We start from the raw sequence: 12,341 nt of genomic DNA, 5'->3' as shown, positions 1-12,341 counted from the left end.
GCCGGACATGCAGCAGTAGGCTGCCGGCCTGCTGCCGGTCAATTGAAGGCCGCCCACACCAGGTACACATTCAACCCGACGATCACGACCGTCGCCGCCCCGGCAACGATCCGCAGCGGCAGCCGCATCGCGTAGGCGCCCATCACGTCCGCGCGCGCCGACAGCATCAGCAGCGTAATCATCGGCAGCGGCAGCACGAAGCTCAGCACGACCTGGCTCGCGACCATCGCACGCGTGACGTCGCAGCCGAACGCAACCACCGCGAACGCAGGCACGATCGTCACCGCGCGCCGCACCCAGACCGGCATGCGACGGTGGATGAAGCCCTGCATCACGACCTGCCCGGCCATCGTGCCGACCACCGAACTCGACACGCCCGACGTCAGCAGCGCGACGAGAAACAGCGCGCCGGCCGCCGGCCCGAGCACCGGGATCAGCGTGTGATACGCGTCGCCGATGTCGGTCAGGCCCGGCGCGCTCGCGTGAAACGCCGACGACGCCATCATCACCATCGCGAGATTCACGAACCCGGCCAGTCCGAGCGCGACGACGACCTCGCGGTTCGAGAAACGCACGAGCCGCCGCCGCTCCGCGTCGTCGCGCGGTGCGGTGCGGTCCTGCGTGAGCCCCGAATGCAGATGCAGCGTGTGCGGCATGATCGTCGCGCCGATGATCCCGACCGCGATCGTCAGCGCCGCGTGATCCGGAATCTGCGGGACGACCAGGTGGAACGCGGCCGCGTGCCAGTCCTGCGGCGCGATCAGCAGCTCGCCGAGATAGCACGCGCCGATCACGCCGACCAGCGCGGCGATCGCGGCTTCCAGCGGCCGGAAGCCGCGCTTTTCGAGCGCGAGGATCGCGCAGGTCGCGAGCGCGGTCGCGATCATCCCCATGAACAGCGACAGGTGGAACAGCAACCCGAATGCGAGCGCGCCGCCGAGGAATTCGGCGAGATCGGTCGCCATCGCGGCGATCTCGGACGCGATCCACATGCCCCACACGACCGGTGCGGGGAAACGGTCACGGCACAACTCGGCAAGATTGCGGCCGGTCACGATGCCGAGCTTCGCCGACATTGCCTGGAACAACATCGCGATCGCGTTCGCGGCCAGCACGACCCACAGCAGGCGGTAGCCGTACGCGGCGCCGGCCTGGATGTTGGTCGCGAAGTTGCCGGGGTCCATGTAGCCGATCGACGCGATCACGGCCGGGCCGACGAACGGCAGCAGCGCGGCGACGCCGGTGCGGCGCCCTTCCAGTGCTGCGCGCGCGGCACCGTCGGTGTGCGCGGTGGACAGGCCCGGCAGCGCGAAGCCGCCGGCAGGTTTGCTCGTGACGGGAATCATGGTGAGGTTCCGTTCGAATGAGGAAGGCTTCCTGAAGGTCGGGCGCCGCGGCCGGCATGCCGCCTGCCGGCCACGGCGGCAGCGTTACAGCGGCACGACGTCGGGACGGTTGCGCGGAAACTGCGCGATCACGTCCGGCGCGACGTTCAGGTGCGCTTCGACGAGCTGCGGCGGCGTATGCGCGAGCCAGTCGGACAGCGACACTTCCGCATAGCGGTCGGTCTTGAAGATCTCGAGGAACACCAGGTCGGTATTGCCGGTGTTCTGCACGTAGTGCCCGAGGCTCTTCTTCACGTAGCCGACGTCGCCCGCGCGGAAGTCGGCCGTCTGCGCTTTCGGCCCCGTGTCGAACACGGTCATCCGTGCGTCGCCCTGCAGGTAGTACTGCCATTCGTCCGCGTTCGGGTGCCAGTGCAGTTCGCGCATGCCGCCCGGATGCACGGTGACGAGCGCCGCCGCGACTGTCGTCGACACGTTGAAGTTCGTGCTGTCCGCGATGCGCACTTCACCGCCGCGGGTCTTCCTGAGCGGCTTCATGTCGCCGAGCGAGAAGATGAACGGATGCGGCGGCGCCCCGGCCGACGACGCCGACGCGCGCTGCGCTTCCGCGAGCGGGCCCGGTTCGTCGCCCTGGAAGATCCACAGGTTGTCGAGCGGAATGTTCTTGAACGCGTCGGCCGACACGCCGAAGTTGAGCGCGAGCACGTCGGGCGGCGTGTGCGCGATCCAGTCGGTCAACAGCAGCGTGTTGAATTCGGACGCGCGGCCGTTATCGAACGCGAGCAGGAATTCGGCGCCGTCGGTGCCGAGGCCCTGCAGCGAATGCGGCAGGCCGGGCGGGAAATACCAGAGATCGCCGGTTTTCACGTCCTGCACCGAGGGCCGCCCCAGTTCGTCGAGCACCGTGATCCGGCAGCGGCCGTCGAGCATGATGGCCCACTCGGCCTGCTGGTGCCAGTGCATCTCGCGAATGCCGCCGCGCGTGAGGCGCATGTTGACGCCGGAAATGGTTTCAGAAATCGCAAAATCGTCCTGCGTGACCTCACGCGCCCATCCGCCATTTTGAATGCGCTTGTGCGCATTATTGAACGAGGCCCAGAATAACGGCATCCCGTTAATATCAGTGGCCGGCGGATCCTGAAAGGACGGGAATTGATTGGCGATGGCCGGGTTTTTAGGCCCCGGGTCGGTCAGGCTCTGGCGGTTGAGCGCATTCACCGCGCCTTCCGGCGGGCGGTCCGGATTACCGAACGAGGCAGCCTTGGCCGATACCGCGATACCCGCGGCGGCAATGGCGCCAGCCGTTCCCGCCAGCATCTTGCGTCGAGAAAGATTCGTCATGGTTTCCTCTTCATTCCAGCGATTGAGTGAATTCCCATTACGGAACACATGCCGTTTTTCGGATTATCGAAAATCGAACATCCCGTGACGCAAGTTAAATCCAATTTTTATGAAAACTTAAATGAATTATTAACCTGAATTAATGAGTTAATCTGATTCTCTTTAATTTTGTAATTATTCAGGCGCTTCGGGGCGCAGGGCGCAGGCGAATCGGTCTCGTCAAGTGAAGGTGGAAGTGGAACCGTGCGCGGTCGTCATGCTATCCATTCGATTTGGATAACTGATCGAATGGAGCGGAAACCGACATTTGCCGAAATGTCGAGGGCTTCCTGCGGCAAGCGAAGCACCCGCTGCTGGCCAAATATTCCTGTCAGACATAAACGCGAAATATGCCTGACAGGAATAATTTGCCCGCCCTGCTCACGCCCCTGCCCGCACCACCCAGCCCGCTTTCGACCCTATCACCTATCCTCACACCATAGTTTTTATCCGCTGGCGCGAATGATTTTGGTTTTGTTAGATGGATGACATTCGATCATCAGACGACAACGATCTAACAGCCGATGACCTGTGCGTTCGCTCATACCGTCGAATCCCGCTATGCCGAGCTGACGCCGACCGCCAAGCGCATCGCGAGCTACATGCTCGCGAACCTCGACCGGCTCGGGCTCGAGACGGCCGACCAGATCGCGCAGCAGGCCGGCACCAGCGGCATCTCGGTCGGGCGCTTCCTGCGCAGCGTCGGCTATCGCAACCTTGACGACCTGAAGCGCGAGCTGCGCGGCGGCGGCGACCGCCCGTGGATGATCACCGACCGGCTCGACGAATACCGTCGCGTCACCGGCACGCAACCGTCCGAACCCGACGGCAACGGCAGCAACGGCAGTGAAGGCCCGCTCGCGACGTCGCTCGAGCGCGAGCTCGATGCGATCCGCCACGTGTACCGGCTCGCCGAAGGCCCGGTGTTCGCGCAGGTGGCCGACCGGATCGCGCAGGCGGACGCCGTGTTCATCCTCGGCATCCAGTCGACGCGCGGGATCAGCAACGCATTCAGCAGCTACCTCGAATACCTGCGCCCGCGCGTGTTCTATTCGGACGGCCAGTCGGGCTCGTACGTCGATTCGTTGAACTCCGAATTCGAGCGGCCGTACTGCATCGTCACCGATACGCGCGCCTATTCGCGCAGCGCGCGCCGCTATTGCCAGGCGGCCGCCGAGCGCGGACAGCCGTTCGCGCTGGTCACGGATCTGTCGTGCCCGTGGGCGCGCGACTGGCCGGCCGACCTGTTGCAGGTAAAGACCGACGTCGGCCAGTTCTGGGATTCGCTCGCGCCGCTCACCTGCCTGTTCAACCTGCTGATCACGGCCGTGGTTGACCGTCTTGGCCCTGCGATCGACCGGCGCGTCGCGCGCAACCGCGAACTGCAGCACACGTTCGATCAATTCGAATCCTGAATGCGAGTGCCCTCCGAACCGCCGATGAACGCTCACCGCCTCGTTGAAATCACGCCCGCCACGCATCGCGTCGACATCGATCTCGTCTACGCGACCGACCGCAACCTGACCGGCAAGCCGATCTATCGCCGCGCGCACTGCCTGCTGCTGGAGCCGGCCGAAGCCGCGCTGCGCCGCGCGGTCGACATCGCCGCGCAGGCCGGCTTCACGCTGCGCATCTACGACGCGTACCGGCCGCCGCAGGCGCAGCAGGTGCTGTGGGATTTCCTGCCCGATCCGAACTTCATCGCCGATCTCGGCCGCGGCTCGAATCACAGCCGCGGCACCGCGCTCGACCTGACGCTCGTCGGCGCGGACGGCGAGCCGCTCGACATGGGCACCGGCTTCGACGAGATGGTCGCCTCCTCCGGCCACTTCCACGCGGGGCTGTCCGAAGCCGTGCAGCGCAATCGCCTGCTGCTGCTCGGCGTGATGCACGCGGCCGGCTTCGCGCATATCGACAGCGAGTGGTGGCACTACGAATTGCCGGGCTCGCACGCGCTGCCGCAGATCGACAATGCCGACAGCGGCCCGTGGCACCTGATGTGATGGCCACATGCATTCCCTTCACCGTTCACGTTCGACGCCCTCAACGACTTCAACGACACATGGAGCGCACATGAAATTGCTGACATCCCGGCTCGTCGCGGCGCTGGCCGCCGCGTCCGTTCTCGCCGCCGTTCCGCTTTCCGCCGCGCGCGCGGAAACGCCGAAGGACATGTTCGTGATGGCCACGCTGCTCGACGAATTCACGACGCTGGACCCGGGCGAGATTTACGAGCTGGTGCCGGAGGAATACGTCGCGAATACGTACGACCGGCTCGTGCGCGTCGACCTGCGCGATCCGTCGAAATTCAACGGCGACGTCGCGCAGTCGTGGACGGTGAGCACCGACGGGCTGACCTATACGTTCAAGCTGCGCCCCGGCCTCAAGTTCCACTCGGGCAACCCGCTGACGGCCGACGACGTCGCCTGGTCGATCCAGCGCGCGGTGCTGCTCGACAAGGGCCCGGCCGCCGTGCTGACCGGCATCGGGCTCTCGAAGGCGAACGTCGTCGCCAACGTGAAGAAGCTCGACGACCTGACGGTATCGGTCACGACCGACCAGAAATACGCGCCGACCTTCGTGCTGAACGTGCTCGGCTCGTGGCCCGCGTCGGTGGTCGACAAGAAGCTGCTGCTGTCGCACCAGCAGGGCAACGACTTCGGCAACGCATGGCTGAAGACCAACGAGGCCGGCTCCGGCGGCTACAAGCTCGTGAAATGGACGGCCGGCGACAGCGTCGTGCTGCAACGCTTCGACGGCTACCGGCTGCCGCTCGCGATGAAGCGCATCGTGCTGCGCCACGTGCCCGAAGCCGCGAGCCAGCGCCTGCTGCTGGAGAACGGCGACGTCGATGCGGCGCGCGACCTGAGCCCCGACGATCTGGCGTCGGTCGTGAAATCCGGCAAGGCGAGGGTGTCGGCCTCGCCGCAGGCGACGCTGCTGTATCTCGGCCTGAACACGAAGAACCCGACGCTCGCGAAACCCGACGTGCAGGAAGCGCTGAAGTGGCTGGTCGACTATGCGGGCATCCAGGGCAACGTGGTGAAGACAACCTACAAGGTCCACCAGACCTTCCTGCCCGAAGGCTTCCTCGGTACGCTGAACACGAACCCGTACAAGCTGGACGTCGCGAAGGCGAAGGCGCTGCTCGCGAAGGCCGGCGTGCCGAACGGCTTTACGGTGACGATGGACGTGCGCAACGACTATCCGTACACCGAAATCGCGCAGGCCGTGCAGGCGAACTTCGCGCAAGCCGGCATCAAGGTGCAGCTGATCCCCGGCGACAACAAGCAGACGCTCGCGAAATACCGCGCGCGCCAGCACGACATCTACATCGGCGAATGGTCGGCCGACTACATCGATCCGCACAGCAACGCGCAGGGTTTTGCGTGGAATCCGGACAATTCAGACAAGTCGAGCTATAAAATGCTGGCCTGGCGCAACAGCTGGGACATCCCGCAACTGACGAAGGAAACCGACACGGCGCTCGCCGAACCGACCGCCGCGAAACGCGCGCAACGGTACCAGGCGATGCAGAAGGAAATGCTTGCGCGCTCGCCGTTCGTGATCATGTTCGAGAAAGTCGCGCAGGTCGCGACGCGGCCCGGCGTGAGCGGGCTCGAAGTCGGGCCGATCAACGATCTCGTGTCGTACCGCAACCTGAAGAAGCAATAAGATTCGCCGCATGTCGACTCCCGCCTCCTCCCTCGAAGCACTGCGCACGCTGCCCGCGCGGCACCCGGCCGTACGCTGGGCACTGCGCGTGCTGCGCTGGGCACTCACGCTCGCCGTCACGTTCGCGGGGCTGCTCGCGCTGACGTTCGTGATCGGCCGCAAGGTGCCGATCGATCCCGTGCTCGCGATCCTCGGCGATCGCGCATCGGCCGAGGCGTACGCGGCCGAACGCATCGCGCTCGGCCTCGACAAGCCGCTCGTCACGCAATTCCTGATCTATGCGCGCGACGTGCTGCACGGCAATCTCGGCATGTCGCTGCTGACCGCGAACCCCGTGCTCGACGACATCAAGCGCGTGTTCCCGGCCACGCTCGAGCTGGCGACGATCGCGACACTGATCGGCATCGCGATCGGCGTGCCGCTCGGCGTCGCGGCCGCCGTGAAGCACAACCGGCCGATCGACCACATCGCGCGCTTCGTCGGGCTGGTCGGCAATTCGGTGCCGGTGTTCTGGCTCGGGCTGATGGGGCTGCTGCTGTTCTACGCACGGCTGCACTGGGTCGGCGGGCCCGGCCGGCTCGATCCCGTGTACGACGGGATGGTCGACACGCGCACGGGCAGCCTGCTGATCGACGCGGCGCTCGCGGGCGAGTGGGACGTGTTCCGCAACGCCGTATCGCACATCGCGCTGCCGGCCGCGATTCTCGGCTACTACTCCGTCGCGTACCTGAGCCGGATGACGCGCTCGTTCATGCTCGACCAGTTGAGCCAGGAATACATCGTCACCGCGCGCGCGAAGGGCTTGTCGGAACGACGCGTGATCTGGCGGCATGCGTTCGGCAACATCATGGTGCCGCTGCTCACCGTGATCGCGCTCACGTACAGCAACCTGCTCGAAGGCTCGGTGCTGACCGAGATCGTGTTCGCGTGGCCGGGGCTCGGCTCGTACCTGACCGGCGCGCTGCTGAACGCCGACATGAACGCGGTGCTCGGCGCGACGCTCGTGATCGGCGCGATGTTCATCACCGTCAACCTGCTGACCGACGCGCTGTACCGCGTGTTCGATCCGCGTGCGCGCTGAGGGCCGCCACGACATGACCGCATCCACCCTGCTTCTTTCATCGCCCATGCCGAAGGTCGTCCAACCATGAACGCCGAGCGCCTCACACTCCGCGCGTGGCTGCTGTCCGACGCACCCGCGTCGCGCTCGCAGGCCGCACTCGGCCTCGCGTACCGACGCTGGCGTCGTTTCGCCACGAATCCGCTCAACCTGTTCGGGCTCGCGATTCTCGTCGCACTGATCGTGGTCGCGATCATCGGCCCGCTGATCATGCCGCACGATCCGCTGCGCCAGGTGCTGTCCGACCGGCTGCTGCCGCCCGGCTCGGCGTCGCACTGGCTCGGCACCGACCAGCTCGGCCGCGACATTCTTTCGCGGCTGATCGCCGGATCGCGCCTCACGCTCGGCATCGCCATCCTCGTCGTCGTGATCGTCGTGCCGATCGGCCTCCTGATCGGCACGACGGCCGGTTATTGCGGCGGCTTCGTCGACAGCGTGCTGATGCGCATCACCGACATCGCGCTCGCGTTCCCGAAGATCGTGCTCGCACTCGCGTTCGCCGCCGCGCTCGGGCCCGGCGTGATCAACGCGGTTGTCGCGATCTCGATCACCGCGTGGCCCGCGTATGCGCGGCTCGCGCGCGCGGAGACGATCCGCATCGCGCAGGCCGACTACATTCATGCCGCGCGGCTGCAGGGCGCGTCGGGGCCGCGCATCCTGTTGCGCTACATCATGCCGATGTGCATGTCGTCGGTGATCGTGCGCGCGACGCTCGACATGGCCGGCATCATCCTGACCGTCGCGGGCCTCGGCTTCCTCGGCCTCGGCGCGCAGCCGCCGAGCCCCGAATGGGGCTTCATGGTCGCGTCGGGCCGCAATGTGCTACTCGACGCGTGGTGGGTCGCCACGCTGCCCGGCTGCGCGATCCTGCTCGTGAGCCTCGCGTTCAACCTGCTCGGCGACGGGCTGCGCGACGTCTTCGATCCCCGCCATGGAGCGTGACATGCCGATGAATCCCGCCCCCTCGCCCGCGCCGCTCTGCGAGATCGACGGCCTGAAGATCGGCTTTCGCGGCCACGACGGCACCGTCACCGATGCGGTGCGCGACCTGTCGCTGACGCTTGCCCCCGGCGAACGGCTCGGCATCGTCGGCGAATCGGGCTCCGGCAAATCGCTGACCGGCCGCGCGCTGCTCGGCCTGCTGCCCGACGCGGCGCGCTGGTCGGCACGCACGATGCGCTTCGCGGGCCACGACCTGCTCGCGATGTCGCCGGGCGAACGCCGGCGGCTGTGCGGCAGCCAGATGGGCATGATCCTGCAGGACCCGAAATATTCGCTGAACCCGGTCATGACCGTCGCGCAGCAGATGGGCGAAGCGTTCCGGCTGCACGAGCCGGGCCTGCGCGGCCGCGCGCTGCGCGAGCGGATCGTCGACGCGCTCGCGGCCGTGCAGATCCGCGACCCGGCGCGCGTCGCCGATGCGTATCCGCACGAGCTGTCGGGCGGCATGGGCCAGCGCGTGATGATCGCGATGATGGTGTCGACCGGCCCACGCCTGCTGATCGCCGACGAGCCGACCTCCGCACTCGACGTCGCCGTATCGATGCAGGTGCTCGCGGTGCTCGACGCGATGATCGCGCGGCACGGCACGGGCCTGATGTTCATCAGCCACGATTTGCCGCTCGTGATGTCGTTCTGCGATCGCGTCGCGGTGATGTACGCGGGCCGCGTGGTCGAAACCTGCGCCGCGCGCGACCTGCGCAACGCATCCCATCCCTATACGCGCGGGCTGCTCGCGGCGAATCCGCCGCTCGCGAACCCGCCGGACGAACTGCCCGTGCTGCGCCGCGATCCGGCGTGGCTCGAGCCCGCGTCGCACGCCGGCACGCCCGCCGATCGACAGGAGGCCGCACGATGATCGACGTCGATCACGCATCGATCCGTTTCCCGACCCGCACGGGTCACGTCGACGCCGTGCGCGACGCGAGCTTCGCGGTGCGCGACGGCGAGGTGTTCGGGCTCGTCGGCGAATCGGGTTCCGGCAAGTCGACGCTGCTGCGCGCACTGACGGGGCTCGTGCCGCTCGCATCCGGCAACCTGTCGATCGACGGCCAGCCGGTGGGCGGCACGCCTGATCGTGCCTTTCGGCGTCACGTGCAGATGGTGTTCCAGGATCCGTACGCGTCGCTGCATCCGCGCTTCACGGTCGACCAGACGTTGCGCGAACCGCTGTCGATCCACGGCATGGGCGACACCGATGCGCGTATCGCCCGCGCGCTGTCCGAGGTCGGCCTCGGCCCCGCGTTCCGGTTTCGCTATCCGCACCAGTTGTCGGGCGGCCAGCGGCAGCGCGTCGCGATCGCGCGCGCGCTGATCGTCGAGCCGCGCGTACTGCTGCTCGACGAGCCGACGTCCGCGCTCGACGTGTCGGTGCAGGCGGAGATCCTGAACCTGCTGCGCCGCCTGCATCGCGAACGCAACCTGACGATGATCCTCGTCAGCCACAACCTCGCGGTGATCGGCTTCCTGTGCCAGCGCGTCGCGGTGATGCAGCATGGCGAGATCGTCGAGCTGCTGCGGATCGAGGACGTGCGCGCCGGGCAGGTGGCACGTGACTACACGCGCACGCTGCTGAACGCGACCGAAGGCTACCGTCGTCTCGACCCGGTGGCGGGCGCGCCGGCAGCCTGACATATGCGCGCCGCGGCAGCGTGCGATACTCGGCACGCCACGCGCCGCGCGGCCGCGCATGGAACCCTTGTGCGCCGCACGGGTCAACTTCGTTTGGTCAACAGCTCAACCGCAATAGGGAGGCGTTCATGCTGCAATTCATCGAAACCCTGGTCGTCGGGCTCATCGTCGGCCTCCTCGCCCGCGCGCTCAAGCCCGGCGACGACAAGATGGGCATCCTGATGACCACCGTGCTCGGCATCGTCGGCTCGCTGGTCGCCGGCTACGTCGGCCGTGCCGCCGGCTGGTACGCACCGGGCCAGGGCGCGGGCTGGATCGCGTCGATCATCGGCGCGATCGTGCTGCTCGTGATCGTCGGCGCGGTACGCAAGCGCACGAACTGAACGGCGCACCTTCGGCGCCAACGCAAAACGGCCGCTCGTCTCGAGCGGCCGTTTTGCTTTCCGGGCGGCACAAGGCCGTTGCCCACACAACGGTCGCGACGACCGTTCGTCCTTCGATCTTATGCCACCCGGCATTTCCCTGACTTGCGGTTGCGCAGATTCGGTCTAGATTGATTTAAGCAATGCGCAATCGTTTGCTGATTGCCATTATTTCGATTTTTTCATTCAAGAGGTTCGATCGTTTTGCCGTTTACGCATATAGCAACGCAGCGTTGACGGACTGCCACCCGAGCGGCCCCGCTGCGACGCGCTTCCTCTCTGGAGCCTGTCATGAAGCATCGCCCTATCGCCGCCTCGTTCGTCCTGGCTGCCGCGCTTCTGGCCACTTCCTCGTCCTTTGCCGCCGGCGCGTCCGGCATCATCAACTTCTCCGGCATGATCGTCGAGCCGCCCTGCTCGTTCGCGCTCGATACGGCCGATCTCGCCCGTGGGCACGTCCGCCCCGACTGCCCGCGCCCGGCAACCGGCCAGATCGCGTTCGTCGACGCAGCGAGCCAGCAGGCCATCAAGACCACGACCTTTACTCAGGCCTCGCGCGCAATCGTTTTACCGAACCGTCCGGGCAACGATCAGGCGCCGATGATCGCCGTCGTCACGTACCAGTAAAGCCGTCCACCGGCGCGGTATCCAACGGATTCCGCGCGCCGGTTCCGCGCACGTGCGTGATGGGCGGTCAATCGCGATGGCGCGCGATCCAGTCGCTGAATGCGCGGATCTTCTGCTGGTTGCCGATGTTCTCGGGGTAGACGAAGAAATAGCGCGCGCCCGTCTCGAGCACGATGTCGAACGGGCGCTCGAGCCGGCGCGCACTGACGTCGTCGTCGACGAGCGTCACATCGCCGATCGCGACGCCGAAGCCCTGCATCGCCGCATTCGTCGCGAGATCGAGCGTGTCGAACGTCGGCCCGCGCGCGGGATCGACGCTGCGCTCGCCTGCGTGATCGAGCCACGCGCGCCAGTCGCGATGGTCACGGGTCGGATGCAGCAACGTATGACGCGCGAGATCGCCGACCGTGTCGAGCGGCGACGTCTGCCGCAACTCGGGCGCGCAGACGGGCGTCAGCCGCTCGTCGAACAACGGCAGCGCGAACACGCCGGCGCCCGGCGACGTGCCGTAGACGACCGCCGCATCGAACGGCTCGGTCGAGAAATCGACGACGTGCTGCCACGCGGTCGTGATCTGCACGTGGAGATCGGGATGCTCGCCCTGGAAGCGCATGATGCGCGGCAGCATCCAGCGCATCACGCAGGTCGGCACTTTCAGCGCGAGATCGGTGCGCTGCCGCGTGAGCCTCATCGAAATATCTTCGATCCGCGCGAAGCTCTCGTTGACGACCGGCAGCAACTGCTCGCCCTCCGCCGTCAGCGTGAGGCCCTTTGCATGCCGCTTGAACAGCGGGAAACCGTAATGCGCCTCGAGCGTCTGGATCTGCCGGCTTACCGCGCCCTGCGTGATGCACAGCTGCTCGGCCGCGCGCGTGAAACTGCGGTGGCGAGCCACCGTCGAGAATATCTGCAGCGCGTGCAGAGGCGGAAGTCGGCGCATGAAAAAGGCAATCGGAAAAACGGCGCAGAAGGACCGCGCGCCGACCCCGGCGCGCGCTGTCCGACACGATAAGCCAAACGACGGCTTTGCGCGAGGCGCGGAACGCTCAGGCCGTCGCGGTGAGCGCGCCCGCCACGATGCGCGCCGCCGACGCGACGACATCCGCGCGGGCCGCCGCACCGGCCTGCGGCTGCGTGAAC

The 12,341-nt window shown here is 66.7% G+C and carries 12 protein-coding genes; 9 read left to right on the top strand and 3 right to left on the bottom strand.

What is annotated here, in order from left to right:
- Positions 1-38: 38 nt before the first annotated feature.
- Positions 39-1,346 (bottom strand): Nramp family divalent metal transporter, encoded by a 1,308-nt coding sequence (locus G3O00_RS33590; RefSeq protein WP_206145563.1) that lies wholly within the window; start codon positions 1,344-1,346, stop codon positions 39-41.
- A gap of 84 nt (positions 1,347-1,430) precedes the next feature.
- Complete coding sequence (locus G3O00_RS33585; protein WP_206145562.1) at positions 1,431-2,687, bottom strand: oxalate decarboxylase family bicupin; 1,257 nt, start codon at positions 2,685-2,687, stop codon at positions 1,431-1,433.
- 563 nt (positions 2,688-3,250) lie between these two features.
- On the opposite strand from G3O00_RS33585, the gene G3O00_RS33580 reads away from it, so the two are divergent.
- From G3O00_RS33580 to G3O00_RS33540, 9 genes are all read left to right on the top strand, one after another.
- Positions 3,251-4,141 carry a MurR/RpiR family transcriptional regulator gene (locus tag G3O00_RS33580; RefSeq protein WP_206145561.1) on the top strand — a complete coding sequence of 297 codons (891 nt, stop codon included), beginning with the start codon at positions 3,251-3,253 and terminating at the stop codon, positions 4,139-4,141.
- Between the two features lie 24 nt (positions 4,142-4,165).
- Positions 4,166-4,729 (top strand): D-alanyl-D-alanine dipeptidase, encoded by a 564-nt coding sequence (gene ddpX / locus G3O00_RS33575; RefSeq protein WP_206145560.1) that lies wholly within the window; start codon positions 4,166-4,168, stop codon positions 4,727-4,729.
- Between the two features lie 70 nt (positions 4,730-4,799).
- Complete coding sequence (locus G3O00_RS33570; protein ID WP_206145559.1) at positions 4,800-6,401, top strand: ABC transporter substrate-binding protein; 1,602 nt, start codon at positions 4,800-4,802, stop codon at positions 6,399-6,401.
- Between the two features lie 10 nt (positions 6,402-6,411).
- On the top strand, positions 6,412-7,482 hold the full coding sequence (locus G3O00_RS33565; RefSeq protein ID WP_206145558.1) for an ABC transporter permease: 1,071 nt from the start codon (positions 6,412-6,414) through the stop codon (positions 7,480-7,482).
- A 66-nt stretch (positions 7,483-7,548) separates the two neighbouring features.
- A complete protein-coding gene (gene nikC / locus G3O00_RS33560; protein WP_011354856.1) occupies positions 7,549-8,463 on the top strand; it encodes a nickel transporter permease in 915 nt (304 codons plus the stop codon).
- Position 8,464: 1 nt separating this feature from the next.
- Complete coding sequence (locus G3O00_RS33555) at positions 8,465-9,379, top strand: ABC transporter ATP-binding protein (RefSeq protein ID WP_206145557.1); 915 nt, start codon at positions 8,465-8,467, stop codon at positions 9,377-9,379.
- Positions 9,376-10,152, top strand: a complete 777-nt coding sequence (locus G3O00_RS33550) for an ABC transporter ATP-binding protein (protein WP_011354854.1) — start codon at positions 9,376-9,378, stop codon at positions 10,150-10,152. The genes G3O00_RS33555 and G3O00_RS33550 overlap by 4 nt, the downstream gene beginning before the upstream one ends.
- 128 nt (positions 10,153-10,280) lie before the next feature.
- Positions 10,281-10,535 (top strand): GlsB/YeaQ/YmgE family stress response membrane protein, encoded by a 255-nt coding sequence (locus G3O00_RS33545; RefSeq protein WP_011354853.1) that lies wholly within the window; start codon positions 10,281-10,283, stop codon positions 10,533-10,535.
- 330 nt (positions 10,536-10,865) lie between these two features.
- Positions 10,866-11,201, top strand: coding sequence for a type 1 fimbrial protein (locus tag G3O00_RS33540; protein WP_206145556.1), 336 nt, complete (start codon positions 10,866-10,868; stop codon positions 11,199-11,201).
- 67 nt (positions 11,202-11,268) lie between these two features.
- Here G3O00_RS33540 and G3O00_RS33535 read toward each other — a convergent pair whose 3' ends face one another.
- Complete coding sequence (locus G3O00_RS33535) at positions 11,269-12,141, bottom strand: LysR substrate-binding domain-containing protein (RefSeq protein WP_174937482.1); 873 nt, start codon at positions 12,139-12,141, stop codon at positions 11,269-11,271.
- Positions 12,142-12,341: the final 200 nt, after the last annotated feature.

This window comes from Burkholderia sp. Ac-20384, assembly GCF_017104605.1.
GTDB classification, from domain to species: domain Bacteria; phylum Pseudomonadota; class Gammaproteobacteria; order Burkholderiales; family Burkholderiaceae; genus Burkholderia; species Burkholderia lata.
Note: the sequence above shows the minus strand (reverse complement) of the source record. Positions and strands in the feature narration are given on the sequence as shown.

What these genes read in the sequence shown, in the direction of transcription:
- G3O00_RS33590 (WP_206145563.1), bottom strand. Translation starts at nt 1,346, where the DNA reads ATGATTCCCGTCACGAGCAAACCTGCCGGCGGCTTCGCGCTGCCGGGC.
- G3O00_RS33585 (WP_206145562.1), bottom strand. Translation starts at nt 2,687, where the DNA reads ATGACGAATCTTTCTCGACGCAAGATGCTGGCGGGAACGGCTGGCGCC.
- G3O00_RS33580 (WP_206145561.1), top strand. Translation starts at nt 3,251, where the DNA reads ATGACCTGTGCGTTCGCTCATACCGTCGAATCCCGCTATGCCGAGCTG.
- ddpX (WP_206145560.1), top strand. Translation starts at nt 4,166, where the DNA reads ATGAACGCTCACCGCCTCGTTGAAATCACGCCCGCCACGCATCGCGTC.
- G3O00_RS33570 (WP_206145559.1), top strand. Translation starts at nt 4,800, where the DNA reads ATGAAATTGCTGACATCCCGGCTCGTCGCGGCGCTGGCCGCCGCGTCC.
- G3O00_RS33565 (WP_206145558.1), top strand. Translation starts at nt 6,412, where the DNA reads ATGTCGACTCCCGCCTCCTCCCTCGAAGCACTGCGCACGCTGCCCGCG.
- nikC (WP_011354856.1), top strand. Translation starts at nt 7,549, where the DNA reads ATGAACGCCGAGCGCCTCACACTCCGCGCGTGGCTGCTGTCCGACGCA.
- G3O00_RS33555 (WP_206145557.1), top strand. Translation starts at nt 8,465, where the DNA reads ATGCCGATGAATCCCGCCCCCTCGCCCGCGCCGCTCTGCGAGATCGAC.
- G3O00_RS33550 (WP_011354854.1), top strand. Translation starts at nt 9,376, where the DNA reads ATGATCGACGTCGATCACGCATCGATCCGTTTCCCGACCCGCACGGGT.
- G3O00_RS33545 (WP_011354853.1), top strand. Translation starts at nt 10,281, where the DNA reads ATGCTGCAATTCATCGAAACCCTGGTCGTCGGGCTCATCGTCGGCCTC.
- G3O00_RS33540 (WP_206145556.1), top strand. Translation starts at nt 10,866, where the DNA reads ATGAAGCATCGCCCTATCGCCGCCTCGTTCGTCCTGGCTGCCGCGCTT.
- G3O00_RS33535 (WP_174937482.1), bottom strand. Translation starts at nt 12,141, where the DNA reads ATGCGCCGACTTCCGCCTCTGCACGCGCTGCAGATATTCTCGACGGTG.